The organism is Streptomyces sp. MA5143a (assembly GCF_900290235.1).
GTDB lineage: Bacteria > Actinomycetota > Actinomycetes > Streptomycetales > Streptomycetaceae > Streptomyces.
In genome coordinates this window covers 14,706-41,163 of record NZ_OLMK01000121.1, presented here as the reverse complement: position 1 = coordinate 41,163, position 26,458 = coordinate 14,706, and the positions used below count along the sequence as shown (strand labels likewise).

The 26,458-nt window shown below is 74.0% G+C and carries 26 protein-coding genes; 21 read left to right on the top strand and 5 right to left on the bottom strand.

What is annotated here, in order from left to right:
- Window positions 1–8 precede the first annotated feature (8 nt).
- Genes SMA5143A_RS38550 through SMA5143A_RS38540 form a run of 3 tightly spaced genes read left to right on the top strand, consistent with a single transcriptional unit; the run spans window position 9 to window position 2,145 of the window.
- A complete protein-coding gene (locus SMA5143A_RS38550; protein ID WP_107467448.1) occupies window positions 9–725 on the top strand; it encodes a glycosyltransferase family 2 protein in 717 nt (238 codons plus the stop codon).
- A complete protein-coding gene (locus SMA5143A_RS38545; protein WP_107467447.1) occupies window positions 722–1,339 on the top strand; it encodes a TIGR04282 family arsenosugar biosynthesis glycosyltransferase in 618 nt (205 codons plus the stop codon). The genes SMA5143A_RS38550 and SMA5143A_RS38545 overlap by 4 nt, the downstream gene beginning before the upstream one ends.
- Entirely contained in the window at window positions 1,336–2,145 is an 810-nt protein-coding gene (locus SMA5143A_RS38540) for a class I SAM-dependent methyltransferase (protein ID WP_107467446.1), read from the top strand. Before SMA5143A_RS38545 ends, SMA5143A_RS38540 begins: the two co-directional genes overlap by 4 nt.
- A 352-nt stretch (window positions 2,146–2,497) precedes the next feature.
- Here SMA5143A_RS38540 and SMA5143A_RS38530 read toward each other — a convergent pair whose 3' ends face one another.
- Window positions 2,498–3,760, bottom strand: a complete 1,263-nt coding sequence (locus SMA5143A_RS38530; RefSeq protein WP_107467445.1) for a molybdopterin-dependent oxidoreductase — start codon at window positions 3,758–3,760, stop codon at window positions 2,498–2,500.
- Window positions 3,761–3,876: 116 nt separating this feature from the next.
- Here SMA5143A_RS38530 and SMA5143A_RS38525 point away from each other — a divergent pair, with 116 nt between their 5' ends.
- Entirely contained in the window at window positions 3,877–5,199 is a 1,323-nt protein-coding gene (locus SMA5143A_RS38525; protein WP_107467444.1) for a hypothetical protein, read from the top strand.
- 643 nt (window positions 5,200–5,842) lie between these two features.
- The gene (locus tag SMA5143A_RS38520) at window positions 5,843–6,547 is read left to right on the top strand and encodes a helix-turn-helix domain-containing protein (RefSeq protein WP_107467443.1); all 705 of its coding nucleotides are present in this window, start codon (window positions 5,843–5,845) and stop codon (window positions 6,545–6,547) included.
- 68 nt (window positions 6,548–6,615) lie between these two features.
- On the opposite strand, the gene SMA5143A_RS38515 is transcribed toward SMA5143A_RS38520, so the two are convergent.
- Both SMA5143A_RS38515 and SMA5143A_RS38510 read right to left on the bottom strand, forming a co-directional pair.
- Window positions 6,616–7,551: a class I SAM-dependent methyltransferase gene (locus tag SMA5143A_RS38515; RefSeq protein ID WP_107467442.1), complete on the bottom strand. Its 936-nt coding sequence runs from the start codon at window positions 7,549–7,551 to the stop codon at window positions 6,616–6,618.
- A gap of 160 nt (window positions 7,552–7,711) precedes the next feature.
- Window positions 7,712–8,977 (bottom strand): aspartate aminotransferase family protein, encoded by a 1,266-nt coding sequence (locus SMA5143A_RS38510; protein WP_107467441.1) that lies wholly within the window; start codon window positions 8,975–8,977, stop codon window positions 7,712–7,714.
- 494 nt (window positions 8,978–9,471) lie between these two features.
- Between SMA5143A_RS38510 and SMA5143A_RS38505 the strand changes: the two genes are divergently transcribed.
- The 14 genes from SMA5143A_RS38505 to SMA5143A_RS38440 all read left to right on the top strand — a co-directional run bounded on the left by SMA5143A_RS38505 (window position 9,472) and on the right by SMA5143A_RS38440 (window position 22,774).
- Window positions 9,472–10,503: a hypothetical protein gene (locus SMA5143A_RS38505; RefSeq protein ID WP_107467483.1), complete on the top strand. Its 1,032-nt coding sequence runs from the start codon at window positions 9,472–9,474 to the stop codon at window positions 10,501–10,503.
- A complete protein-coding gene (locus SMA5143A_RS38500) occupies window positions 10,500–11,036 on the top strand; it encodes a hypothetical protein (protein WP_258193987.1) in 537 nt (178 codons plus the stop codon). The genes SMA5143A_RS38505 and SMA5143A_RS38500 overlap by 4 nt, the downstream gene beginning before the upstream one ends.
- Window positions 11,026–12,060: an ABC transporter ATP-binding protein gene (locus SMA5143A_RS38495; protein WP_107467440.1), complete on the top strand. Its 1,035-nt coding sequence runs from the start codon at window positions 11,026–11,028 to the stop codon at window positions 12,058–12,060. Before SMA5143A_RS38500 ends, SMA5143A_RS38495 begins: the two co-directional genes overlap by 11 nt.
- Window positions 12,053–12,835: an ABC transporter permease gene (locus SMA5143A_RS38490; protein WP_107467439.1), complete on the top strand. Its 783-nt coding sequence runs from the start codon at window positions 12,053–12,055 to the stop codon at window positions 12,833–12,835. Before SMA5143A_RS38495 ends, SMA5143A_RS38490 begins: the two co-directional genes overlap by 8 nt.
- Window positions 12,836–12,931: 96 nt before the next feature.
- Entirely contained in the window at window positions 12,932–13,585 is a 654-nt protein-coding gene (locus SMA5143A_RS38485; RefSeq protein ID WP_107467438.1) for an HAD family hydrolase, read from the top strand.
- A 216-nt stretch (window positions 13,586–13,801) separates the two neighbouring features.
- The gene (locus tag SMA5143A_RS38480; protein ID WP_107467437.1) at window positions 13,802–14,950 is read left to right on the top strand and encodes an acyl-CoA dehydrogenase family protein; all 1,149 of its coding nucleotides are present in this window, start codon (window positions 13,802–13,804) and stop codon (window positions 14,948–14,950) included.
- A 50-nt stretch (window positions 14,951–15,000) separates the two neighbouring features.
- Window positions 15,001–15,447 (top strand): type II toxin-antitoxin system RatA family toxin, encoded by a 447-nt coding sequence (locus SMA5143A_RS38475; protein WP_055523516.1) that lies wholly within the window; start codon window positions 15,001–15,003, stop codon window positions 15,445–15,447.
- Window positions 15,444–16,460, top strand: a complete 1,017-nt coding sequence (locus SMA5143A_RS38470) for an NAD-dependent epimerase/dehydratase family protein (RefSeq protein WP_107467436.1) — start codon at window positions 15,444–15,446, stop codon at window positions 16,458–16,460. The genes SMA5143A_RS38475 and SMA5143A_RS38470 overlap by 4 nt, the downstream gene beginning before the upstream one ends.
- 125 nt (window positions 16,461–16,585) lie before the next feature.
- On the top strand, window positions 16,586–17,653 hold the full coding sequence (locus tag SMA5143A_RS38465; RefSeq protein ID WP_107467435.1) for a myo-inositol-1-phosphate synthase: 1,068 nt from the start codon (window positions 16,586–16,588) through the stop codon (window positions 17,651–17,653).
- A 44-nt stretch (window positions 17,654–17,697) separates the two neighbouring features.
- Entirely contained in the window at window positions 17,698–18,888 is a 1,191-nt protein-coding gene (locus SMA5143A_RS38460; RefSeq protein WP_107467434.1) for a methionine adenosyltransferase, read from the top strand.
- Complete coding sequence (locus SMA5143A_RS38455; RefSeq protein ID WP_146194023.1) at window positions 18,885–19,958, top strand: hypothetical protein; 1,074 nt, start codon at window positions 18,885–18,887, stop codon at window positions 19,956–19,958. Before SMA5143A_RS38460 ends, SMA5143A_RS38455 begins: the two co-directional genes overlap by 4 nt.
- On the top strand, window positions 19,955–20,770 hold the full coding sequence (locus SMA5143A_RS38450; RefSeq protein ID WP_107467432.1) for an SDR family NAD(P)-dependent oxidoreductase: 816 nt from the start codon (window positions 19,955–19,957) through the stop codon (window positions 20,768–20,770). Before SMA5143A_RS38455 ends, SMA5143A_RS38450 begins: the two co-directional genes overlap by 4 nt.
- Window positions 20,767–21,582 carry a histidinol-phosphatase gene (locus tag SMA5143A_RS38445; RefSeq protein ID WP_219923642.1) on the top strand — a complete coding sequence of 272 codons (816 nt, stop codon included), beginning with the start codon at window positions 20,767–20,769 and terminating at the stop codon, window positions 21,580–21,582. Before SMA5143A_RS38450 ends, SMA5143A_RS38445 begins: the two co-directional genes overlap by 4 nt.
- 49 nt (window positions 21,583–21,631) lie before the next feature.
- Window positions 21,632–22,774 (top strand): hypothetical protein, encoded by a 1,143-nt coding sequence (locus SMA5143A_RS38440; RefSeq protein ID WP_107467431.1) that lies wholly within the window; start codon window positions 21,632–21,634, stop codon window positions 22,772–22,774.
- A 30-nt stretch (window positions 22,775–22,804) separates the two neighbouring features.
- On the opposite strand, the gene SMA5143A_RS38435 is transcribed toward SMA5143A_RS38440, so the two are convergent.
- Complete coding sequence (locus SMA5143A_RS38435) at window positions 22,805–23,791, bottom strand: phosphotransferase (protein ID WP_107467430.1); 987 nt, start codon at window positions 23,789–23,791, stop codon at window positions 22,805–22,807.
- Window positions 23,788–24,357 (bottom strand): AAA family ATPase, encoded by a 570-nt coding sequence (locus SMA5143A_RS38430; protein WP_107467429.1) that lies wholly within the window; start codon window positions 24,355–24,357, stop codon window positions 23,788–23,790. Before SMA5143A_RS38430 ends, SMA5143A_RS38435 begins: the two co-directional genes overlap by 4 nt.
- A 98-nt stretch (window positions 24,358–24,455) precedes the next feature.
- On the opposite strand from SMA5143A_RS38430, the gene SMA5143A_RS38425 reads away from it, so the two are divergent.
- On the top strand, window positions 24,456–25,205 hold the full coding sequence (locus SMA5143A_RS38425) for an SDR family NAD(P)-dependent oxidoreductase (RefSeq protein ID WP_107467428.1): 750 nt from the start codon (window positions 24,456–24,458) through the stop codon (window positions 25,203–25,205).
- A gap of 198 nt (window positions 25,206–25,403) precedes the next feature.
- Window positions 25,404–26,438, top strand: coding sequence for a hypothetical protein (locus tag SMA5143A_RS38420; RefSeq protein ID WP_107467427.1), 1,035 nt, complete (start codon window positions 25,404–25,406; stop codon window positions 26,436–26,438).
- Window positions 26,439–26,458: the final 20 nt, after the last annotated feature.

Here is a 26,458-nt window from a genome sequence, read left to right as displayed (position 1 = left end):
CTCGTAGGGTGAAAGCCGTGACTACCTCTCCCCCGCCTTCCGGCGTCGACGTCGTGCTGCCCTGCCTGGACGAGGCGGAGGCCCTGCCCTGGGTGCTGGCCAGGATCCCGGCCGGCTGGCGCGCCCTCGTCGTGGACAACGGCTCGACCGACGGTTCGGCGGACCTCGCCCGCTCGTTGGGCGCGCAGGTGATCCATGAACCGCGCCGTGGCTTCGGGGCGGCCTGCCATGCCGGGCTGACCGCCGCGACCGCCGACATCGTGTGCTTCTGCGACTGCGACGCCTCCCTCGACCCGTCCCTCCTCGTCCCCTTCGTCACCGAGGTCGCGGACGGGCGGGCCGACCTGGTGCTCGGCAGACGACGTCCGCAGGGCCGGGGCGCGTGGCCCGCGCACGCCCGGGCCGGCAATCTGGCGCTCGCCCGGATGGTGCGCCGCCGTACGGGGCTGCGCCTGCACGACCTGGGCCCGCTGCGCGCCGCCCGCCGTGAACCGCTCCTCGCCCTCGGCCTGACCGACCGGCGCAGCGGCTATCCGCTCCAGATGGTGGTGCGTGCCGCCGACGCGGGCTGGCGCGTCACCGAGCACGACGTGCCGTACCGGCCGCGCACCGGGGCCTCGAAGGTGACGGGTACCTGGCGGGGCACCTGGCAGGCGGTGCGGGACATGAGCCGCGTCCTCAACGAGACTCCGGCGCCCGCCGAGGCGGAGGGGGCCCGCCGATGACCACGCTCCTCGTCATCGCCAAGGAGCCGAGGCCGGGCCGCGTGAAGACCCGGCTGTGCCCGCCCTTCAGCCCGGCCGAGGCGGCGGCGCTCGCCGAGGCCGCCCTCGTGGACACCCTGGACGCGGTGGCCGCGGCCCCCGCGGACCGTCGTGTCCTGGTCCTGGACGGGGAGCCGGGCCCCTGGCTGCCGCCCGGCTTCGACGTCGTACCGCAGCGGGACGGCGGGCTGGACGAACGGCTCGCCGCCGCCTTCGCCGACTGCGACGGCCCCGCCCTGCTCATCGGCATGGACACCCCGCAGATCACCCCGGAGCTGCTGACCGTGGACCTGGCGGCCTGCGACGCGTACTTCGGTCCGGCGCGGGACGGCGGGTTCTGGGCCCTCGGGCTCACCGCACCGGACCCGGAGCTGCTGAGGGGGGTGCCCATGTCGACGTCCGCCACCGGTGCCGTCCAGCGGGCCCGGCTGACCGCCGCCGGTCTGCGGGTCCGCGACCTGCCGGTCCTCAGGGACGTCGACACGGCCGACGACGCCGAGGCCGTGGCCGCGGTCGCGCCGCACGGCCGGTTCGCGGCGGAACTGGCCCGGCTGCGCGCGGTCAGCGGCCGATGAGCGGGCAGAGGCAGGACACCATACGGCGGCCGGCCCGGCCCTCGGACCCGGCCCGGCCCTCGGACCACCCGGCCTGGGCCTGCGATCCCTACGCCGACGCCCTGCGCGCCGGCCGGGGCCCGCTGTTCCTGCGCCGCGGCGACGGCTGGATGCTGCCCCTGGACGTGGAACGGTGGTGCGCCCGCGCCGACGAGGTGGACCTCCAGGTCCTGGAACGGTGCGAGGGCGCCGTCCTCGACGTCGGGTGCGGGCCGGGGCGGCTGGTCGCCGAACTCGCCGCCCGCGGGCGGCCCGTGCTCGGCGTCGACGTCAGCCGGGCCGCCGTCGCCCGCACCCGGCGGCTCGGCGGCCAGGCCCTCACCCGCTCGGTGTTCGAACCGCTGCCCGGCGAGGGCCGCTGGGACACCGCGCTGCTCCTCGACGGCAACCTCGGCATCGGCGGCGACCCTGCCGCCCTGCTCCGCCGACTGGCCCGACTGCTGTGCCCCGGTGGTCTGTTGATCGCGGAGACGGTGCCGATGGATGTGGACGAGCGGGCCGAGGTCCGCCTGGTGAGCGGCGCCGGATCCGACGCCGGCGCCGAGGCTGCGTTCCCGTGGGCGCGACTCGGCACCCCTGCACTGCTGCGGCACGCCCGCCCCCTCGGCTGGCGTGCCGCCGATCAGTGGACGGCGGGCGGGCGGTCCTTCGTCGCCCTGCGGGCCCGCAGCACCAACAGCAGCGCCGAACAGCCGAACAGCAGCGCCGTGATCAGCAGCCAGCGGCCCAGGAAGCCACTGGCCGACATCCCGGTGGCGGAGGCGTAGCGGTCCGCGACCCGCCCGCTGATCAGCGGGAACCACACCAGCAGGAGCAGCCCGGACAGGGCGGCGGGCACCCGCACGTACATGACGCGCGCCCGCCCTCCCTGGGGCGGCGTGGCCGCCGCCCCCGCGCGGGACCCGGCCCTGTCCGCCGCCCGGACGAGCGCGCGGTCCGCCGCCGCGTACAGCGGCAGCAGGACGAGGTCGTGCACCACCGCGGCTCCCACGAACCACAGCGCGACGCCGAGCCAGTCGTCCGCGAGCAGCCGCACCCCGGCGTACCCGGCGAGCGCGAACGAGCAGGCCAGGAGCAGCAGTTGCAGGGGGCTGCCGAGCGGCAGCCGGTACGTGGTCATCACAGCTCTCCGAACGTCATCCGTGCCACCCACTTGGTGTTGAGGACTCCGGGCGCGGCGGGCACGATGATCCGCGCCGGGTGGCCGTGGTCCGGGGACAGCCGCTCGCCGTTCACGTCCAGGGCGAGCAGGGAGCGGGGGTCGCGGACCTGGTTGGCGCGCAGGGCGGCGCGGCGGAAGGCGCCGTGCCGCTGGAGGGACTCCACCAGGACGTCGGGGGCGGTCTCGGGTTCGTGTCCGACGAGTGCGGCGAGGTCCCGCAGCCGTACGCCCCGCCACCACTGGTCGGAGGTGGACCAGCCCTCGACGCAGGCGATGGGCAGTGCCGCGCTGTGCAGGGGCAGTTCCGCCAGTTCGGCGCGGCTCAGCCGGACGGTGCCGGAAGGTCCGGTGACGACCAGGCGCCATGCCTCCTCGCTCGTCTCCGCCGCGCTGATCCCTCTCGCCGCGGCCGTCTTGTTGATCTGGAAGCCGTTCGGTCCGCTGCCCGGGTCGGCGCCACCGTGCGGGGCGAGGAGGGCCGTGCGTCGTACCGGGCCGTCGAAGTTCTGGCCCGCGGTCGTCCCGAGCAGCAGCAGGGATCCGCCCCCGACCAGCCACACGGCACCGCGCCGTGACACGGTGGGCTCGTCCGGACTCGGGGACACCAGCGAGGGTTCCTCGGCCGACACCGGAGGCGCGGCCCCTTCCTCGTCACCGGTGCGCATCCGGCGCAGGTTGCGTAGGGCTGTCGGCGCCCTCAGCACCACGTGGACGGCGAACGCCGCGAAGAACACCCAGGCCCCGTAGAAGTGCAGGGGGTAGAAGGAGCCGGGAAAGACGTAGGCGAGCTGGATGTTGAGCACACCGGTCACGAACTCGAACAGCACACCGCCGACGAGCAGGAGCAGGGAGAGCCGCTCCAGGGCGTGGGCCACGGACCGCGCCGGGGGCAGTTGGAACAGCCTCGGCACCACAGACCACAGCTTGGCCAGCAGCACGGGGACGAGCGCGATCCCGAGGGTGACGTGGACGCCCTGGGTGAGTCGGTAGAGCCAGGGTGGGTCCGTCGGCCAGGGGAACAGATAGAAGCCGAGGACGCCCTTGTCCGGGGTCTTGTCGTTGACCGGCGACAGATCCGGGTTGTACGCGGCGTACGACAGCAGTCCCGTCACGAACAGCACGGTGATCCCGGCGAGGAGGACCACGCCGAGGAGGGAGGTGAACCAGGGACCGCGCAGGGGACTGCGCCAGAAGGCGGGCGAGGAAGGGGACCGTTCCATGCCCCCGACGCTAGGCCCGGGGGACCCGGTGCGGGGGTGCGCGACTCATGACGAAACGCTGACGTCCGCGCCCGTCGGGCGGGCACCGGCCGCTGTCCGGCCTAACGTCTCGGAGCGTGAACCGCGATCTCCGCCGCGACCTGTACGCCGTCGCCGCCGCCGCGCTGCTCGTCGTGACGGCCGCGCTGGTCGGCGTCGCCGTCAAGCGCGCCAAGGACGTCCTGCACGTGGGGTGGCCGCCCCTGTACGCCAACTGGCTGCCCCACGTCGGCCCCGGCACGCCGGCGGCGCCGGCCGTGGCCGTCGCCGTCGTGGCGTACGGCCCGGCCCTGGCCGCCCGGCTGCCCTGGCGGCCCCTGCTGTGGACCGCGTGGGCCACCGCCACGGCGTGGACGTTCTCCCTCGCCCTCGTCGACGGCTGGCACCGTGGAATCGCCCGTCGGCTGACGACCCGGTACGAGTACCTCCAGGTCATCGACCGCTTCGACGACATCCCCCGCACCCTGCGGGACTTCACCCGGCACATCCTGCTCGGCTCACCCGACCACTGGCCCCCGCACGTCGCGGGCCACCCGCCGGGGGCCACGCTCACCTTCGTCCTCCTCGACCGGATCGGCCTGGGCGGCGGTGCCTGGGCGGGCGTCCTCGTCATCACGGTGGGGGCGGCCACCACGGCCGCGGTTCTCGTCACCGTACGGACGCTCACCAGTGAGGCCCTGGCGCGGCGCGCCGCCCCGTTCCTGGTCCTGTCCCCGGCGGCGGTGTGGGCCGGGACGTCGGCGGACGGGTACTTCGCGGCGGTCGCCGCCTGGGCCGTGGCGTTCCTGGCCCTCGCGGTGACCGGGCACCGGCCGCGGACGACCGCCTTCGCCGCCGGGCTCCTGCTCGGTCTCACGGTCTACCTGTCGTACGGCCTCACGCTCTTCGCCGTGATGGTGGCGGCCGTCCTGTTCCTCGGCTCCCGGCGGCGGGCGGTCCTCCCGTACGTGATCGGGGGACTCTGCGTCGTCCCGGCGGCGTTCACCGTGGTGGGCTTCGACTGGTGGGAGGCGTACCGCCTGCTGGTGGAGCGCTACCACCAGGGCGCGGGCGGCTTCCGCCCGTACGGCTACTGGGTGTGGGCCAATCTCGCCTGTACGGTCCTCGTCGTGGGCCCGGCGACAGTGGCGGGTCTGCGCCGCACGGGCGCCGTCCTCGCGCGATGGGGCGCCTTGCCCGCCGTCGAGCGCCGTCTGGGGCTGCTGGTGTGCTCGGCCCTGCTCATGCTGCTCGTCGCGGACCTGTCCGGGATGAGCAAGGCGGAGACGGAGCGGATCTGGCTGCCGTTCGCGATGTGGCTGCTCGCGGCGGGCGCCTTCCTCGACCGCCCCCGCGCCTGGCTGACCGCCCAGGCGACCCTGGCACTGCTCCTCAACCACCTCCTGCTGACGGGCTGGTGAGGCGAGCCCGGCCCATCCGGCGCCCCCGGCGGCACCGTTCGCCGTTCGGGCTCCCTCGGTGCGGGCGGCACGGAGTGAACCCGTCGCACCGACAGCCCCGGGTATTTTCGGCAAGGGCCTTGCGGGCAGACATCAGGCACTCCTGAGGGAACGTTGGTGCACATAATCGGGGGAACACGCCCGGCGACCCCTCCCCGGAAGTGGCCGATTCCCTTTCGCATGCGCTCTTTGGCTTTCGGTCAAGGCCGGGCGACCATCGTCCGCCTGTTGGTGAGAAGGGCATGGTCGCACTCAAACAACCTCCCGCCACCTTCTTCGCTTTGGCTCGTTCTCGCTCCGTTGCACATTCTGCTCGAATTCCGCGCTGGTAAAGTGAATTCCGAGTACATCGTTCCTTCGGGAGAGCTTCCCGCAGGGTTCACGACGAGTCGTCCGGAACTGACCATTCTGGTGATGCGGGGGTACTGGTGCGTGTCGTCCCGAGCGACGGTCGACCAGGACCAGGAGGGAAGAAGGACCGGCTTCCGGCGGCCGTCCGAGCGGCCTCTCGGGGCGTCGCCCCGAGAGGTTCACAGGGTGTCGCACCCCTCTCCCCACGTCCCGGAAGAAGGCTTCGTTGTCCGACCAGAACAGTTCTCGCTCCATGCTCGCCCGCGGCCTGAGCATCCTGCGCTGCTTTCGCCCGCACGAACGGGAGCTCCCCCTCTCCGAACTCGCACGACGTGCCGACATGCCCAAGGCAACGGCCCATCGCATCGTCGCCGAATTACTGAAGGAGCGCATGCTGGAACGCGGTGAGAACGGGTTACGGTTGGGCGTCTCCCTCTTCGTACTGGGCGCCCGTGTACCGAGGCAGATGGAACTGCGGGGGGTGACACGACCGTTCGTCGAGCGGCTGCACCGCCTCACCCGCGGCGGCGCGTACGTGTTCATGTCCGACGCTCTCGACGGCAGCGCGGGACTGGTCGATTCTGTTTACTTCTCCCACGACAGCGAAAGAGAATTCGGAGAACAGGTCTCCATCTCCACCAACGCCGCCGGAGAGATACTCAGATTCCACAACACGCCGTCGAACCATACAGAAGGGAACGACGCGGTCCTCGGCACCTTCGGCGGCGAGGAACCGACCCGCGAGCGCCGGAAGGACCTCGTCGTTCTGCGAAGGGCGGAGACGGTCGCTCTCGCGGCTCCCCTCCTGCTGTCACCGGACACGGTGATCGGCGCCCTCGCCGTCTCCTCCCCCGCCGGCCGGCTGCGTGAGACCCAGGCCGCCTCTCACCTCCAGGCAGCCGCCGCCGCTGCCTCCCGCGCCCTCCAGCGCACCCCCGAGCTGGCTCGCTGGTCCTGACGCGCTGCCGGGTGCCCCGCACTCGGGGCACCCGGCAGCGGGTGTCCCGCGTGTCCGGACAGCGGTGATCAGACCTGGCCCCCGGCCGCCGCCCGAACAGCGGTGATCAGACTCGGCAGCAACCGCCCCGCCCGGTACTCGGCCCGCGCGGCAAGCAGCGTCTCCCGGATCAGGTCGGTCGCGGCCTCCCCGTAGATGCCGGCGACGCTGCCCCGGAACAGCCGCACCACTTTGAGCCGTTCCGCGAGCAGCTCCACCGCCCACGGCGTCAGATCCCGCCGTGCCACGTCCGCGAACCCGGCCTCCGCGAGCTGCCGCAGCCGGTCCGGGAGCGGCGTCGTGAAGAAGACCCCCTCCGGGTGTGTGCGGCGGAACTCCGGCGACGGAGGAGCGGACGCGGGGGTGAGGCTGACCTCCTCGGTGAGCACCAGCGCTCCGCCCGGCCGCAACAGTCGCGCCGCCTCCCGAAGGACCGCCCCGGGGTCCGGGAAGTGCGGCATGGACCCCGTCACCACCACCACGTCGAGTGAGCCACCCGGCAGGGGAACCTCGGTCGCCGACGCGCACACCTCGGTGACCCGGGCGAAGCCGTGCCGTTCACTGATGCGGCGGCTGACCGCGACGTGTTCGGCGACCAGCTCCACGCCGAAGGCGCGCCGCACCGGTACGCCGACCGACGCGAGCCGGTCCACGGTGTAGCGCAGCGCGCCGCCGAACCCGCTGCCCAGCTCGCACACCGCCACGGGCGCGGACCACGCGGCCCGCACGGTCCGGTCCCGCACGGCGTCGGCCACCAAGTCGCAGCCCTGCGGGCCGAAATGACCCATCTGGTCGAGTCCGAGCAGTCCGCTCGGACCCGTCTCGCCGGTGAACTCCACGATCGACCGCTCGGTGCGCTCCCAGTCGTGCAGGGCCGGGAACAGCTCACGGTGGTAGGCGTACTGCGTCTCGCGCTGCTCGGGGACCTCCGCGGAATGCGCCCCCCGGCCCGGTACACCGCTCACCGTTCCTCCCCGGCGGGCAGGGCGACACGGGCGCGGGGCGCCGGGGATCCGGTGACGGGCACGGGGATTCCTCCTCGGAGAGGGGCGACGGGAGCGGGGACGTTGGCGGGACAGCGGTGTGCCGGGGCGGCCTCCGCGCGGGACGGTGATGACGTCGGGCTCACGACGGTGCGCGGGCACGGAACTCGTCCGGCACCGCGGCGCACACCGCTTCCAGCACGGACAGCGCCTCGTCGGCGTCCTCGTCCGTGGCGACGAGCGGCGGCAGCAGGCGCAGCACCTCCGGGCGGCCCAGGCACGGGGAGACCACCAGGCCGGCACGGCCCAGTTCCATCAGGACGTGTCCGGCCACCGGGGCGGAGCTGAACTCCACCCCCCACAGCAGTCCCCGACCGCGCACCTCGGTGACGAGCGACGGGTGCCGTCGCGCCAGACCCTCCAGCCCCGCGGCCAGCAACGCGGCCAGGCGGTCGCCGCGTGGTGCCAGTTCCTCCACGGCGGCCAGCGCGGCGATGCCCGCGGCAGCGCCCAGGGGGTGCCCGGAGAACGTCGTGGTGTGCGTGAACGGGTCCTCGGTGAGCGGCCGGTACAGCTCGGGTGTGGCCACCACCGCCGACACGGGCTGCACCCCGCCGCCGAGGGCCTTGCCGAGGAGCACCGCGTCCGGGCGCAGACCGCTGTCCGCGCCGGCCAGCCTCGGCCCGCAGCGGCGCAGGCCCGTCTGGATCTCGTCGGCGACGACGAACGCGCCGTGCGCGTGCGCGGCGTCCCGCAGCGCACGCAGGAAGTCCGGGTCCAGGGGACGCACCCCGCCCTCGCCCTGCACCGGCTCGACCAGGACGGCCGCGACCTCGGGGCCCGCGAACGCCTGCGGGATCGCTAAGACGTCCGGCGCCACATGGGTCACCCCGGTCAGGAGCGGCTCCAACGAGCGCCGGTAGCGGGGGTTCCAGGTAGCCGCGAGGGCGCCGAGGGACTTGCCGTGGTAGCCCCCTTCGACCGCGAGGACACGGGTGCGTCCCGTCGCCAGGCGGGCCAGCTTCAGCGCGGCCTCCACCGCGTCGGAGCCGTTGAGGCCGAACCACACCTTCGTCAGACGGTCGGGCTCCGCCCAGTCCACGACCGCCCGCGCGAAGCGGGCCGTGGTCGGGTTGCCGAGGACCCGGGTGGAGACCGGCATCGCCTCCAACTCCCGGCGCACCGCGCGCACCACGTCCGGATGACGCTGTCCCAGCAGCGTCACCGCGTAGCTGCCGAAGTCCAGCAGACGGCGGCCGTCGGAGAGGCGCAGTCGCGCGCCCGCGCCGTCGGCCTCCACGGCGCCCGTGCCGTTCATGCCGTAGAGCAGGGCCAGCTGTGGCGACAGATGGGCGCGGACGGCGGCGAGCGCGCCGCGTGCCGGTTCCTGGCCCGTGACCGCTGTCATGGAGGCCCGTCCTCTCGTCTGTGTCGACCGCTCTGTCGTCCCGCGTCTGTAGTCCCGCGTCTGTCGTCCCGCGTCTGTCGTCCCTTGCGTCCGCGACGCGCCGGGCCCTGTCGTCGGTGACGCTTCGGTGGATCACACCCGGCCGTGAGGCGCCGCGACCCGCGGCCCGGGGCGATCCGAACGCCAGGCCGGGGAGGCCCGCGGCGGATGTGGGATCCGGCGGCGGCGAGGGCGTTCGGCACACCGCCCCGGGGCAGTTGTAGCCCGTCGCCGGTCGCGAGGGAAAGCCGTGTTCCGGCTGCCGGAACACCCACTCGTCCACCCGGCGGGGCGTTGGCAGGATGCCGTGCCATGGCCGCCCCGACTCCGGCCCCGGCCCGCCGCCGCTCCTTCGGCCACTGCCCGCGGCGGGGCCGGACGGAGTCCGTCGGGAGCCGCCCACGGACCGTCATCAGGCCCGCCCCCCGTCCGTCAGCGGAAAGGTGCTCGACCGCATGCCAACCACGTCAGCCGGCGCCACCGCGTTCCCGGACGTCGGCACCCTCGCCCGGCGCCTGGACACGTTCCTGGAGCAACGCGGCCTGACCCGAGAGGCGGTGAGCGGTGAGGCCGACCAGGGGGTGGGCGCACCGCTGCTGGCCGTCGCCGCCGGGTCGGTGCTCGCCGGGTTCGGCAACCACCGCAGCGACCTCGATCTGCTGGTCCTCGTCGAGAACGACCGGCTCACCCGCTTCCCGATCCAGTCCCACGAGCACGGCTCCCTCATCGACGTCAACATCCGCCGGGCCAGCTCCGTCCGGGACACCACCGCGGCGCTCGCCACGCACCCGTGGCCGCGGTTCGACAGCGTCACCGAGGACGCCTGGAACCACCGGCGCCGGGCCCTGAACACCGTCGGCCGCCTCGCGCTGGGCCTCCCCCTCACCGCCGAACCGCCGTGGGACGAGTGGCACACGTCGCTGCGTGCCGCCTGGCTGGCCGGGGCGATCGAGCAGTGGTGGACCGTGGAGGCGCACCGTCTGGCCCTCGCGGCCCGCTGGCTGCTGCCGCACAGGCCCCATGCCGCCGCCGTCCGTACCCGCGAGGCGGTCACCGCCGCCCTCAACGCGCGCGCCGCCGCGGCCGGCGAGATCTACTTCGCGGCCAAATGGGCCGGCGAGAAACTCAAGGTCCTCGGCGACACCGACGGACTCGCCGTCCTGCGTGCCGCTCTTGCCCCCGACATCGACGTGCCCCGCTCGCTGGCGGCCGTCGAACGTCTCGTGGGCGCCCCCGAGGGACTGCACGCGGTGCTGCGCTGGGCCACGGGTGTCACGGCGACCCCGCTGGACGACCGGACCGTGGTGGACCGCTGGCAGCTGCGCACCGTCGAGACCCCCGGAGTCGGCCTGCCGCCGGGCGACGGCGACGCCGTCGTCTGGTCCGGCCCCGCCGGCACCGGGCCCCCGGAGGACCTGCTGCGGCTGTTCGTTCACAACCTGCTGTGGTGTGCCCTGGCCCACCCCGACCCGGAGGTGCCCGCGTGAGCCGGACGCAGCCGCTCGACGGCGACGCCCCGACCGACCTGCGGCGCCTGCTCGCCTTCCGCGCCCATGGCGCCGCCCGGCTGCTGCTCGGCTGCCGGGCCCGCCTGGAGGACGTGGAGGGCGCCGTCGCCGCCGGACAGCGGGAGACGGCCGTCCTCATGGCCTACGAGCTCGTACAGCTGTCCCTGTCCGTGCGGGGGCTGCGCACCGAGGGTGAACTGACCTACGGGCGCGACGAGGTCGCCTTCGACCCGTTCGCCGGCGTACCGGCCGACGAGGTCCGGGACGGACTGCGGCTCGCGGCCGAGGGCGGCGACGTCACCGACGAGGATTCCGAGGCATGGCTGGAGCGCCTGCGCGCCCACATCGCAGCCACCGAGGCGCGGCTGGGGTACACCGAGCCGCTGCCCGACGTCCGCTCCGGCAGCGGCATGATGAAGGGCTTCAAGCTGGCCCGCACCTGGGAGCCCCTGCTGCGCCGCGCGTCCCTGCCCGACCTCCTCCCGGACGCCTGGAAGCGCCGTGCCGACTGACCGCGCGCCGGACCCGGCCGGCCCCCCGGTCCTGTCGCTGCGCGGCGTCGGCAAGCGGTACGGCGACACCGTCGCCCTGCACGACGTGAGCCTCGACATCGCGGAGGGCGAGATCGTGGGCCTGCTCGGCCACAACGGGGCCGGCAAGTCGACGCTGATGTCGCTGACCGCCGGGCTGCTGCGACCGGACACGGGCCAGGTCCGGGTGTGCGGGCAACCGGTGGCACGCGCCCGGCACCGTCTCGGTCTCGCCCCTCAGGACCTCGGCGTGTACCCACCGCTGACGGTGCGTCAAAATTTACGTTTTTTCGCCGAGTTGGCGGGGCTGCGCGGACGTGACGTGCACCGTCGCACCGACGACGTCGCCGAGCCGCTCGGCCTGACCGCCCTGCTCGACCGGCAGGTCGCCCGGCTCTCCGGCGGCGAGCAGCGGCGTGTGCACACCGCGGTCGCCCTGCTGCACCGCCCGCGGCTGCTGCTGCTCGACGAACCCACCGCGGGAGTCGACGTCGAGACCCGCACCCGGCTCATCGACTTCGTCCGGGACCTGGTGGCCACCGGCACGGCGGTCTGCTACTCCACCCACTACCTCGCCGAGGTGGAGGCACTGGACGCCGACGTCGCCGTCCTCGACCACGCGCGGCTGATCGCCAAGGGGTCCTTGCAGGACCTGGTGCGCAGCCACGGCGGCGGCTGGGTGGAGCTGACCTTCAACGGTGCCCCGCCCGAGGCGAGGCTGCCGTGGCCGGTCACTGCCGACGGCGACACGCTGCGTGTGCGAGCCGACCAACCGCACCTCGCCCTGCCCGAGATCCTCGCCGCCCTCGGCGACGACACGTCCCGGCTCACCAACCTGAACGTGGTCCGGCCCAGCCTGGAGAGCGTCTTCCTCCACCTGACCGGACGCCGGTACACGGCGCGGGACGACAGCCCGGCGGGACCGTCCTCGACCCGGGCACAGGACACCTCGGACGGTCCGCCCGCGGACGGCCCCCGGACCGCGGAGACGGTGCCCCATGCGTGACGGATCCCTCGGCCGCGTCGTCGCCCTCGTGCGGCAGGACTGCCGGCTGCTGCTGCGCGACCCCGCGCCGTTGATCGTACGGACGGTCATGCCGCTGCTCATCATGGTCTTCATGCAGCCCCTGTTCCGGGCGGCGCTGCGCGCCGACGGCGAGAGCGACGCCAACGGAGCCGAGCAGGGCGTGCCCGGCATGGCGGTGATGTTCCTGTTCTTCCTGGTCAACATCGTCGGCTTCGCCGTCTTCCGCGAACACGGCTGGAACACCTGGGACCGGCTGCGCGCCGCGGGCGCCCGTTCCGGCGAACTCGTCGCGGGCCGCGTCGTGATGCCCCTGCTGGTCGCCCTCCTCCAGCTGGCGGCCGTCTTCGGTGCGGGCGTGCTGCTGTTCGACCTGCGGGTGCGCGGTTCCTGGGCGGCCCTGCTGGTGGTGGCCGTGCCGTTGTCGCTGTGCGTGGTGATGGTCGGCATGGCGCTGACCGCGGTGTGCCGCACCATCGCCCAGCTGAGCGTCCTCGCCAACCTGCTCGCCCTGTTCTTCGCCGGTCTCGGCGGCGCCCTCGCCCCGCACGCCACGCTGCCCGACTGGACCAGGCCGCTGGCGCCCGGTGTCCCCAGCTACTGGGCGATGCGGGGCTTCACCACCGTCATCCTCGACGGCGGCGGCGTCGCGGACGTCCTGGTGCCCGCCGCGGCGCTGTGCGCCTTCGCCGTCGGACTCACCGCGATCACCCTGGTCTTCTTCCGCGCCGACCAGCGCAAGCTCTCCTGGTCCTGACAGCCCGTCGTGGACCCGGGGGCCGCCCCAGCCCACTCGACGGGGCGCGCCCGCCCGTGCGTCCCGGCTCCGCCCCAGCCCGTCAGAGAGGCACCCATGGCCGCCGTCGTGGTATTCGACTGCTTCGACACCCTCGTCACCTCCGCACCGCTGCCCGGCCCCGACGTGTGGACCGCGACCCTGGTCCGGACCCTGGATCTCGACCCGAGCGAGGCGGGCGCCGTCGTGCGGTCGGTCTTCGGCACGCTCTACGCCGCCATGTCCGACCGGTCCGCGCCCCAGCCGGCCACCATGGATCTGCTCGACGCCGCCCTGCGTGAACACGGCGTCCCCCGCGAGGCCGCGGCGCAGGAACGGGCACTGTGGCGGGCCCTCGGCTGCGAGGACCCCGGGCAGTACCGGTTGTGCGAGCCGGTGGCCGAGGCCCTGCGGCGCGTCGCGGACGCCGGGCACACCGTTCGGCTGCTGTCCAACTGCTATCTGCCGTCCCCGCTCATGCGGCGGCTCCTGGAGCGCCTGCGTGCCCCCGAGGTGTGGGACCGGGGCGTGTTCACCGCCGACGGCGGCCCGAAGAAACCCGACCCGCGTGTCTTCCATGACATCGGGGACGGCGCCTTCGCCCGGCGCGTCATGGTCGGGGACTCACCTGAACTGGACCTCGCGCCCGCCGCGGCCCTCGGCTGGGACACCGTCCGCGTCGACCCGGCGGCCCCCGACCCGCGGCCGCTGTACGCCCTCCTCAGGTGCTGAACACACCACCCGTCCCGCCCTCACGAAACGGCGTTCCGCACAAAGAAACACCCGCTGAATTCCACGGACCGCGCTCCTAACGTGTCCGATGGCGCCGCTCGAAGCGGCCGCGTCCGCGCCGCGACCCCGGCGCCCCCCACCTCCCCGCGCCCACGCGGAAGGAGCCCCCGTGTACCTCCTCGCCCCACTCCGGCCCGCAGCCCACGGAGCCGTCGCATGAGCGTGCCCCCGGCCGACACCCCTCCCGCGCACCGCGCGCTGCTCGACGCGGGCTGGCGCACCCCGCTGCACCCCGGTCCGCCCCGCGAAGGCGCCGACGGCCCCGAACGCATCCGGGCCCTCGCCGCCGAGGGCTACGCCGCCCTGCCGATCCCCAGCGAGTTCGGCGGGGCGGGGGCCGGGCTCGCCGAGGTGGCCGCCGCCCAGCGCGCCCTCGGTCAGAGCGATCCGTCGGCGGCCGTCGCGCTCAACATGCACGCCTTCACCGTCGGACTGATGGCCGACTACTGGCAGCGCCACCGCGACACCAGCTGGATGCTGCTGGAAGGCATCGCCGAGGCCGGCGCCCTGGTGGCCTCCGCGTTCGCCGAGCCGGGCGGCAGCCCCAACTTCATGAGCAGCCGTTCCGAGGCGGTACCGCTCGGCAAGGGATACCGGGTGACCGGCGTGAAGTACCCCTGCTCGCTCGCCACCACCGCCACCCTCGTCTGCCTCACGGCCCGTGTCACCGGCACCGACGAGACGATCCTCGCGCTGGTGCCGCGCACCTCGCCGGGCCTGACCGTGGAGGGCGAATGGCCCTCGCTCGGCATGACCGGCTCCGACACCGCCCGGCTCGTACTGCGCGACGTGGACGTCGACGACCGGCTCGTCTTCCACCGCGGCCCCGCCGACGTCATCGACGACACCGTCGTCTCCGGCATGGTGTGGTTCACGGTGCTGCTGACCGCCACGTACCACGGAGTGCTCAGCGCGCTCCTGGACCAGGCGGCCCGGCAGATGACCTGCGCGGGCACCTACGGACCGCGCACCGCGCTCCTCGGCCGCGCCACCCGCGAACTGCTCGCGCTCGGTGGCGCCTGCCGCCAACTCGCCGCCGACTTCACCGACGGGGCCGTGAGCGGGCACGCCGCCCTGGCCTGCGCGGTGGGTCTGCGCGCCTCGCTCAGCGAGACCCGGGACCGCGTCCTCGCCGCGCTCACCCCCGTGCTCGGCGGCCGCCTGTACGGCAGGGGCCACCCCGCCGCGGACCTCCTGCTGGACTCCCTCGCCGTCCACCACCACCCGCCCTCCCTGCTCACGTGCGACGAGGCGGTGGGTGCCCACTGCACCGGCCGGGACATCACCTTCGACCCGGCGGGCTGACCCACCGCCACCCGTCGCCGGTCCCGCACTCTTCGAAGGAGACGCACGGAATGCCCCATGTCGAGGTCCAACTGCCCATCGAGGCCCCGGTCGCCGACGCCTGGCGGGCCGTCACCAGGCTGGAGGACTACGCCGCCTACATGGAGAACGTCGAGTCCGTCACCGTCCTCGGCGAGGACGCCGACGGCGTGCGCACCAGCGCCTGGTCGGTGCTGCTGAAGGGCTCCGTCCTGGAGTGGGTGGAGGAGGACGAACTGGACGAGGAGGCCCGGGTGATGTCCTTCTCCCAGACCTCCGGGGACCTCGACGAGTTCACCGGCTACTGGCGCGTCGACGACACCGGCGACGGCACCTCGCTGGTGACCTTCTCGGTCACCTTCGAGATCGGCATCCCGCTCCTGGCCGACATGCTCAACCCCGTCGCCAGCAAGGCTCTTCGGGAGAACTCCGAGCACATGCTGCGCGCCATCGAGCGCCGCATCACGGCCACGCCGTGAGCGCGGGCGCCCCCGTCCTCGTCACCGGCTCCACCGGAGCCGTCGGCAGCGCCGTCCGGCGCGCCCTGGAGGCCGCCGGACACACCGTCCACGGCGTCAGCCGCAAGGGCGGCCCCGGGCCCGGGCAGCACGCCTGGCAGGTCGGACAGGAGGAGCCGCCCGACGCGCTGCGCCGACCGTGGCGGGCCGTCGTGCACTGCGCCGCCGACACCCGCTGGAACCTGCCGGGCGACGAGGCGGCACGGGCCAACGTCGACACACTGCGCGCCGTGCTCGCCCTCACCGACGCCGGCACCCACCTCGTCCATCTGTCGTCCTCCTTCGCGACCGGCCTGGAGGGAGACGTCACCGCCGCCTCGCCGGACGCCTACCGCAACTCCTACGAGTGGTCCAAGGCCGCCGCAGAACGCCTACTGCACGCCGAGCGGGACCGGGCGGACATCGTGCGGTTCCCGATCGCCATGGGCGCCCGCGCCGACGGCGGCCTGGACCGCTACAGCGGGTTCTTCTGGCTGCCCGCCGCCCTGTGCAGCGGCGCCGTGCCCGCCCTGGTCGCCGAGGACAAGGCGCTGTTGGACATCGTCAGCACCGACGATGTCGCCGCGCACGTCACCCGCTTGGTGGCGGGCGGGCCCCCGGACGGGGTGCGGCTGTCCGTCCTGGGGCGCGGCGACCGGGCACAGCGGGTCACCGAGGCGTTCGACACCGTCCGTGAGGCGCTCAACGACTGGCGGGCCGAGCACGGTCTGCCGCTCCTGGAGGGGCTGCCCTACGTCACGCCCGAGCAGTGGAACCGCTTCTACCTGCCCTTCGCGGAGGAGTACCTGGACCGCACCCAGTTGCTGCGCGTCACCGCCTTCCGCGCCTACCAGGGCTATCTCTCGGTGACCGAGCCCTTCGCGGTCACCGACCAGGTCGAGGACACCACCGGGACACTGTTCCGCTCCATCCGCCGCTGGGCCTCGACCCACCAGACCGCCGCCCGCCGCACTCCCCGGCCCTGGCGCGCCTGAACCACCCCTCTGCCCGGCTCCGGCGCCGGGTCCCGTCCGCGTCCGCGCGGCCCGTCACGGCGGGCGTGCGGCGCGAGCGTCCCGGCCGGCCGGTGGCCGGTCTTCGCCAGAAAGGAACCCTCCAGATGAAGGCCATCCGTGTCGCGCTCGCCGGTACCGGCAACTGCGCGTGGAGCTTCAGCCAGTTCGTCGCCCAGGCGCAGGCTGACCCCGAGGTGTCGCTGCCGGGACTGATGTGCCGGACCGTCGGCGGATACCGGCTCGCCGACGTGCGGGTGGTGGCGGCGTTCGACGTCGACGCCGACAAGGTCGGCCGTCCCCTGGCCGCCGCCTTCGAGGCGCCCACCGTCTCCGCGACCCGCTTCACCGACCTGGGCGCCGACCGCGACGCGCCCGTCCTCGCGGCGCCGCTGCTCGACGGGCTCGCGGGGCCGCTGGGCGAGGTGATCACACCGGCCGGGGCGGCGCGCGACGCCACCTCCGAAAGTGTCGCGAAGGCCCTGGTCGAGCATGACGTGGACGTCCTGGTGATCACCCTGCCCACCGGCGCCGCGCAGGCCGTGCGCATGTTCGCCGAGGCCGCCCTCACCGCGGGAGCGGCCGTGGTCAACTGCACGCCGGAAGTGGTCGCGCGTGACACGGGGCTCAGCGCCCGCTTCGCCGACGCGGGCGTGCCCCTGCTGGGCGACGACCTGCGCAGCCACGTCGGTGCCACCACGCTGCACACCGCGCTCATCGAGCTGCTCCTCGGCCGCGGTCTGGAACTGGACAGCACCTACCAGCTCAACGTCGGCGGCAACACCGACTTCCTGAACCTGGCCGACGCCACCCGCTCCGCCACCAAGTTCACCTCCAAGGCCAACGCGCTGCGGGCCGCCGGCATGACCGACGTCAGCGGCGTGGCCGGACCCACCGGCTTCATCGGGCACCTCGCCGACACGAAGCTGTGCTTCGCCAATGTGCGGGCCACGTCCGTCCTCGGCTCGGAGGTGCAGATCGACGTCAAACTCACCGTCGAGGACAGCCCCAACGCCGCCGGTGTCATCGCCAACGCCGTCCGCGCCGCGAAGACCGCCGCCGACCGCAATCTCTCCGGGGCCGTGCACGGGCCCGCCCCGATGCTGTTCAAGAGCCCGCCGAACGGCCTCCCCGAGTCGCAGGCGCGCGCCGCCTTCCTCGACTTCGCCTCCTGACCCGCACCCCGCCCCCGCCCGCCCCGCCACCAGAAGGACGGACCATGCTGTCGATCGAACGGCACCATCAGTCAGTCGAGGACCTGCCCTACGAACTGGTCGAACGCAAGGGGGTGGGCCACCCCGACACCATGTGCGACGCCATCGCCGAACGCATGTCCCGCACCTACGCGCGGTACTGCCTCGACCAGTTCGGCGGCGTCGCCCACCACTGGTTCGACAAGGTCACCCTGTACGGCGGCGGCGCCGACATCGACTACGGGCGGGGCGAACTCACCCAGCCGTACCGGGTCAAGGTCTTCGGCAAGGGCGCCTTCCGCGTCGGATCCACCGAGATCCCCGTGCGGGAGCTGATGTTCCAGGCCGCCGCGGACGTCCTCGCGGAGGTCACCACCGGATTCGACCCCGACCGGCACCTCGTGCTGGAACTGGGCGTCGTGGACCACCAGGGCTCCGGCCGCGGCGTCTCCCGCTACCAGCCGGCGACCCCGGACGACCTGGTACCGCTGTACGCCCCCGGTCTGGTGTCCAACGACACCAATCTGCTGCACGGCTACGCGCCGCTGTCCCGGCTCGAGACGGCGGTCATGGGGCTGGAGAACCTGATCAACGGCTCCGACTTCAAGAAGCGCCATCCCGACTCGGGCTGGGACGTCAAGGTGTTCGGCAGCCGCCGCGGCGACACCTTCAGCCTCGTGGTCAACATGCCCTTCCTCGCCGCGGGCATCGAGTCCCTGGACCACTACTGGGCACGCAAGGCCGTGATCCAGAAGGAGCTGGAGGAGTACACCCGCTCCCTGGGCCTGGACGACTTCACCATGCTGATGAACGCCACGGACCGCAACGGCCGTCCCTACCTCACCGCGCTCGGCTCCGTCGCCGACACCGGTGACGTCGGGGTCGTCGGCCGCGGCAACCGCGTCAACGGCCTGATCACCCCGATGCGGCCCATGAGCATCGAGGCACCCGCGGGCAAGAATCCGCTGGACCACACCGGCAAGATCTACAACGTGATGGCGATGCGGCTCGCCCGTCAGGTGCACGAGCAGTGCGGCGGTCCCGCACAGGTGCACATCTTCACCTCCAAGGAAGCTCCGCTGGAGCGGCCCGACGAGGTCGTCGTCACCGCGCCCGACGCCGACGAGGAGAAGGTGCGCGTCCTCGTCGAGGCCGCCGTCGCCGGGTCCGGCGCCCTCACGGCGGAACTCATCGAGCAGGGCATCACCCTGTGGTGACCGTCGCGCGGGCCCGTGCCCTGGCCGCCGCCGCGCGGCAGACCGGGGAGCGGCGGGACACCGGACCCGCGTCCGTCGGCCCCCCGGAGACGGGCAGCCACTTCGCTGTCCTGGTCAAGCCCGAGGTGATGACCCCCGACCTCGCCGACGAGGCACTCGCCACCGCCGTCGACGTCCTCACCGCCGACGGCGTCCTGGTGCTGCGGGCCGCGGTCCTGCCCGCCGCGGACTTCGTCCGTCGCGGGCACCTGCTGCTGCACTACCCCCGGCTGCACCGCGTGGCCGCCGACGGCACCGCGGCCCTCACCACCGCCGCCCGCCGGGCGCTGCTCACCCTGCTGCCCGGCGCGGACGACGATGCCGCGTTCGGCGCGTACGAGGCGATGACCCGCGACGCAGGCCTGAGCCCCGAGGCCCTGGAGGAGCGGTGCCGGGCCGCGGGGATCCACAAACTGGGCTCGGGCTCGTACGCCTCGCTGGTCGAGTTGGGCGGGCGGCTCGTCGCCGTGCTGAACGGCTTCCTGCCCGCCCTCACCGAGAGCTACCGCGTGCCGGGAGCCCTGGTGGGTCTGCTGGAGTGCCACAGCTCCCGTGAGATCGCCGACCTGCGCGGCGGGCTGCTCGGCGCGCTGCATCCGGGCTCCGCCGACCCCGCGTCCCTGCGCGGCTCGCTCGGCGCGCTGGCCCGGCGGCACGACGTCGCGCTGTCCGAGGGTCGCAACGCGGTGCACCTGTCGGCCGGGCACCTGGAGGCCATGTTGCAGGTGTGGCGGTACTTCGCCGCGCCGGACGGGCGCGGCCCCGGGGACACCGCCTTCGGACGGACCCTCACCGCCGCCGGGGTGCCGCGGGCGGCCCTCGCCGCCCTCGCCGCCGACGCGGACCTGCCCGCCGGCCCGGACCTGCCCGGCGACGCGGACCCCGGCACGGGGACGGACCCCGTCGTCGGTTTCGACGGGACGTTCTCGCCGCACGGCGCCACCGAGAACCTCACCCGGGGCGCGGTCGTGGAGCGCGTACGGCACTGGACCGCCCGACAGGCCACGGCCGGACGAAAGGAGAGGTCATGACCACCACCGCCTCACGGGAGACCACACCGCGCGGCACCAGGGGGCTGACCGGACGCACCGCCGTCGTGACCGGCGGCGCCCAGGGCATCGGCGCCGCCGTGGTGGAACGGCTGTGCGCCGAGGGCTGCCGGGTCCTCGTCTACGACAAGAGCGCCGAGCACGGCGAGTCCGCGGTGGCCCGCTGGCGCGGGCAGGGCCATGCCGTGGCGCTGGCGGTGGGCGACGTCACCGACGCGGACGCCCTCGCGGCCGCGTTCTCGGGCCTGCCCGCCGACTGGCCCACGCCGACGCTCCTGGTGAACCTCGCGGCCGGCTTCGTGTTCAAGGGCATCGAGGCGACCGCGTCGGACTGGCACGCCGCCCTGGACCCCACCATCATCGGCCTGTCCCTGGCGACACGGGAGTTCGTGTCGCGCCTGCCGGAGCGGGACGCGGACGCGGCGATCGTCAACATGGCGTCGATCTCCGCGCACATCGCGCAGAGCGGCTACCTCACGTACAACACCGGCAAGTCCGCCGTCCTCGGCTTCACCCGGTGCGTGGCACAGGACCTCGCGCCCCGCGGGGTCCGTGTCAACTCGGTGAGTCCCGGGACCGTGTGGAACGCCAACAACGAGCGGTACCACAAGGAGGCCCTCGGTCTGGACCGGGCCACCGCCGAGGCCGCCCCCGAGCACGGCGGCAAGTTCCTCCTGGGCCGGTTCGCCGACCCCGCCGAGGTGGCCGCCCCCATCGTGTTCCTCCTCTCCGGCGAGGCCAGCTTCGTCACGGGCGCCGATCTGCCCGTCGACGGCGGATACCTGGCGGTGTGACGGTGATCGACCTGCACACCCAGCACGAGCGCTGCGGACACGCCACCGGCTCGCTGCGGGACTACGTCACCACGGCCCTGGAGATGGGCGTCGACGTCCTGGGCCTGTCCGACCACACCCCGATGTTCGCCGCCGCCGAGGACCACGCGCTGCCGCGGGTGGCGATGCCCAAGTCGGAGTTCCCGGCGTACGTGGCGGAGGCCCTCGCCCTCAAGGAGGAGTTCGCGGGCCGTATCGAGGTCCTGGTGTCCACCGAGGCCGACTACCTGGCCGGGGCGACCGAGCCGTACGCGCGGGAACTGGCCCGCCACCCCTTCGACTACATCATCGGCTCCGTGCACATGTTCGAGGGCAAGGACATCTTCGACACCAGCCGCTGGGACGGACTGGACGACGACGAACTGCCCGCCGTCAAGGCCCGGTTCTTCCGCACCGTCGCCGACTGCGCGCGCACCGGCCTGTTCCATGTGATGGGCCACGTGGACGCCCTCAAGGGCAACCACCCGCGTCTGGGCGCCGTGCCCGCGCCCGCCGCCGCCGACGAGATGCTGCGGGCGATCCGCGACTCCGGGGCCGTCCTGGAGGTCAACACCTCCGGCAACACCAAACAGCACGGCGGCTGGTACCCGGAGACCGACGTGCTGGAGCGCGCCCACCACTTCGGCGTCCCCGTCACCTTCGCCTCCGACGCGCACGTGCCCGAGCGGATCTGCGACCAGTACGCCGACGTGGTGCGCGTGCTGCGCGACATCGGCTTCCGCCGGTGGACGGTCTTCCGGCAGGGCAAGCCCCGTCTGCTGCCGATGGAGTGACCGCCCTCCCCTCCCACCCCCTGCCCGTACCGTCCCGCGAGGAGCGCCCATGCGCGTCATCGACGCCACCACCGCACTGCCCGCCGGAGCCGTCGCCCGCCATCTGCGGGTGCGCGGCCACACCCTGCGGCTGATCACCGCCTCCGGGGGCTCCGACGCCCTGGTCTCGGAGACCTTCTGGCCGCCGGGCATGCTGGGCGTCACCCCGGCGGAGGACGCGCCGGCGCCCGACCTGACCGTCGTCGACCTGGTCCGCGAGCCCGCGGCGATCGCGGCGCTCCTGGACGACGCCGCCGCGTCCGGCACCGCCGGCGACTTCGAACTGACCCGTGGTCACCGCCAGCCCCGCCACGACGGCTCCACCTGGACCGTGTTCACCCTGCGGGACGCCAACATCGACGAGGACGCCGTCCTCGTCCGCACCGAGGACCGCCTCACCCTGGTGAGGCCGCCGACGGGACTCGGCGACCGGTGGCTCACCCGGATCGTCCGGGACGTCGCCACCCGCGTCGCCAAGGCAGAGGGCTCCCTCGTCCTGCACTCCTCCGCGTTCGTCCACGCGGGCGGCGCCTACCTCGTGATCGGCGACTCCGGCGCGGGCAAGTCCACCACAGCGGTCGCGCTCGCCCGGCTGCTGCCCGACGCCGGGTGGATGGGCAACGACCGGATGCACCTCGACCGGCGCGCCGAGGAGTACGAGGTCACCGCCTGCCCGCTGCCGCTGGCGATCAACAAGGGCTCGCTCGACGTCATGGGGATCACCGACTTCGCGTCCTGGCCCGTCCGCGCCGGCTTCCCGCCGCCGGGTTCGGACTGGGACCGGCTGCACGGGGAGGACAAGCTCAAACTCAGCTCGCGGGAGGTCCACCGGCACCTCGGCGTACCGGTGGTGCCGCGCGCTGAACTCGCCGGGGTGGTCCTCCCGACGGTCGACCTCACGGCCGACTACGCCTTCGCGACGGCCGACCCCGACCACACGGCCGAGGTGGTCCGCCGCAACTGCTTCTCCCTCGACGACAACCTGTACGGCGAGGACTGGCTCGGCGTGCCCGTCCGCGACCGCGCGGAGCCCCCGTCCCTCGACGTGTTCCTCACCGACCTCGGCAAGCTGCCGGTAGTGCGCTGCACCCTGACCGGTGCCTCGGACGTGTCCCGGCTCGCCGACGACTTCCGGGCCGCCGTGCGCAGGTGACCTCAGGCAGTGGTGCGCGGGCGGCCGTCCTCACCGGCCCCCGCGCACCGCCGCGTCCAGCTCCGCCGCCGTCGCCGCCACCAGGGCGGCGTTCTCCGCGTAGCGGGCCCAGAACCGTCCGATCCAGCCGAGGTACCAGGGGCCGAGCTCGGCACCGCGGCGCGTCAGCAGGTCGATGTGCTCGCGCCGCGGCAGGAACCACACCGCGCCGAGCCGGGCCACGTCCGCGGCCTGCCCGTACGGCACGCCGACCCGGCCGCGCAGCGCCCGCAGGAAGTCCCGTAACGCCGCCGGGTCCAGCACGAAGTCGCCGCGGCCCTGCCGGCACGACAGCCACAGCGCCTTGGCCGCGTCGGCGGGCCGCCGGGAGAAACCGGTCTCGTCCCAGTCGATCACGGTGAAGCGGCCCGCTCCGTCCGTGATCAGGTTCCGGCCGTGCAGGTCCCCGTGGAGCACCACCACGGCGCCCGCCCGGGTCAGCCGCGCGGCGCCCGCCAGCGTCGAGGGCAGCCGTGCGTCGACGGCGCGCCCCAGTTCCGTCCACGGGCCCGTCAGGAGGGGTGCCACCCGGGCCCGTTCCCGCTCGGCGTCCGCCAGCCAGGGCGTGGCGTAGTCGCCGACCAGGGCGTCGTCGACGGCCGTGTCCCGCGCGCCCTCGGTCAGCTCCGCCAGCACCTCCATCACGTCGGGCACCTGGGCGCGCGCGTCGTCCGAGGCGACGCCGGGCGCGTAGGGCCGCACCACGACCAGGTGGTCCCGGCCGTCCCTGCGCACCGTGGCCAGGTCCAGCAGCGGCGGGTACCAGGGCGTGCCGCGCAGCAGGGCGTCGACGCGGCGGATCCGGGCGGCCTCCACGGCGCCGGAACGCTCCGCGCAGTGCACCTTCACGGCGTACGGCACGCCCGCCTCGACGAGCCGGTACGAGGCGTTCAGGCCGCGTCCCGTCAGGCTCTCGGCGGCCCCTGCGGCGACGCGCGCGGCGGCTCGCACGGCGTCCGGCGCCGCTGCCGCGCTCATGCCGTACGGGGGCCGGCGGCGGGCTGGGCGTCCAGCCAGCCGGTGACGTCGGCGACGAGCTCCTCCAGGGGCCGGGAGCTGTCCTGGCGCAGCACCGGGCAGTCCAGGGTGGCCAGCCAGCGCTCGTCCTTCGCCTGCCGGCCGGGGGTGTCGCCGCTCTCGTACCCCGCGGCCCACCGCATGAAGTCGTGGTGCGCGGCCTCGTGGCTGCCACCCCGCTCGATGGTGTCCCCGTAGCGCACCCGCTCGCGGGCCATGAGTCTGTCCATGCGGGTGTCGGGGTCGATGGTGAGGAACACCACCGCGTCCGCCTCGGCGATGACGGGGTCGCCCCAGCCGCGCAGGGTCCCGGAGAGCACCCACGCCTCCCGTGGCACGAACAGCGCCCGCATCAGTGCCAGCCGCTCCTCGACGGGCCGTTTGTCCGTGTAGGGCGGGTCGCTCGGCAGCCACAGGTAGTCGTCCACGTCGGCGTGCGGCACCGCCCAGCGGGTGGCGAGGGCACGTCCCAAGGTGGTGCTGCCCGCTCCGCTCGGCCCGGTGACCAACAGCCGGTGTCCCCCCATGGGGCGCCTCCCTCTCCACGCGTCAAGATCGGTCCAACCACCCTACCCACAACAGGTGTTGACGCCGCGCCGCACCTGCGGGGGTTACCCTCACGGCCATGCCGACTGCCTTGGTGACCGGCGTTTCCCGCGGCCTGGGAGCGCATCTGTGCCGTGCCCTGAAGACCTCCGGCCACCGTGTGCTGGGCGTGGGCCTGGCCCCCGCGCCGGCCCACGGACATCTGGACGACTACCGGGCGACCGACCTTCGCGACCCGCTGCCGCCGGACCTGTTCGCCGGCGAGGAGATCGACGTCCTGGTGCACAACTCCGGGATCTACGTGGACGATCCGCGCCGCGGGTACGGCGACCTGTTCGCGCTGTCGGAGCCGGACCTGCGCGACACCTTCGAGGTGAACCTGTTCGGTGCCGCCCGTGTGGTCCAGCGGTACGCCCCGCCCATGCTGGCCCGCGGATCGGGGCGGGTGGTGTGCGTGTCCTCGGGCATGGGGCGCCTCCAGGACGCCGACGGGGCGTCGTTCGCCTACCGCTCGTCGAAGCTGGCCCTCAACGCGCTGGTCCTGTCCGTGGCCCGCCACTTCGAGGCGGGCCACGGCGACCTCGCGGCGTTCGCGTACTGCCCTGGCTGGATCCGCACCGACATGGGCACCGGGGACGCGCCGCTCGATCCCGGCCCCGTCGCCGAGGACCTCGTCCGGCTGCTGGACCGGCCCGCCGCCGAGGCCAACGGCCGGTTCTTCCGGGGCGGCGCGGAACTCGGCTGGGACACCCGCGGCCCCTTCGTGGGCCCGGCCGCCGAGTCCGGCGGCGGGGTGCCGCCCCGGGGGGCGGGCCGGGGACGCGGGTGACACCGGGGCCTCGGCCCGGCGGTGTTCCGCCCAGCGGAATCGCCCCGGACACCCTGCCCGCCGCATTGCCATGATCGGTCGAGCGGTCCCTGCGCGCGGCCTCGCGGCCGCCCCACCCAGGGGTCGCGGGCCGCCGCGAGACGCGGTGCGCACCGGCCCGTGGCACGGGCCCCACCCTGACCTGGAGGTGAGCCCGGCATGCGACCGACCGAAGCGCCGCGCCCGTACGTGGTCCGCTCACGCTTCGCGACCACCGGCCTGATGTGCGGACCGTCCGTCGCGGCGGAGATCGACCGGCTCGCCCGCCCCTATCTGACGGTGGAGCCGGGCACCGCGGGACCGGGTGACTGGCGGATCGGCGAGGGGATGCCGCCCAGCCCCGGTGCCGTGCCCGAACGGGTCACCGCGCTCGGCGAGCCCACCGTCGAGTACGCCGTCGACCACGCCGAACGGCAGGTGTTCCATCTGGCTCCCGAGGGCCCGGCCTGGGCGTGCCAGTCCCTGTTGCGGGCCACCCGTGCGGTCCACCGTTCCGCGGCGGCCCGCGGCGGCATGCTGTTCCTGCACGCCGGTCTGGTCGAGCTGAACGGTCTGGGTGTGGCCCTGGTCGGCGGCAGCCGCGCGGGCAAGACCTCCTTCGTGATGGCGGCCGTCCTCGCCGGTCAGGGCGTCATGGTGTGCAACGACGACGTGAGCCTGTCGGCGGACGACTCCGGGCACGGCGTGCTCGGCGTGGGCTGGCCGCGGTCGGTGTCGGTGCGCCTGGACACCCTGGACCTGCTGCTCGGACCCGAGGGTGCGCGGGCCGCCCTGGACGGGCTGACGCACCCGGCGAACGCGACCCTGCCGAGCCTGCGCGCCTCCGGCGTGGAACGGCACGGCACCGCCCTCATCTACCCCTGGGAGTACGCCGATCTGCTGGAGACGAAGCTCGGGCACTCGGCCCGGGTGGACGCGCTGGTGCATCTGAGTCTGGCGGACGCCCCCGAGGAGGCCGGGCTGTCCGCTGTCGACCCGCGGGAGCGGCGGACCCGGCTCGACCGGCACGTCCTGGACACGCCGAACAAGCACCTCAACATCTTCGGCCACGAGCCGGAGCCGGGAACCCTGCGACGGACCCGCGGCGCGCTGACCGCCCTGCCCACGTTCCGTTTCCGGTACGTGTTCCAGGACGTGCGCCGCGCGGTCGACCAGCTCGGCGCGCACCTGCGCGCCGAGGTGCCCGCGGCGTGAGGGCGGCGCGGGTGCCTTCG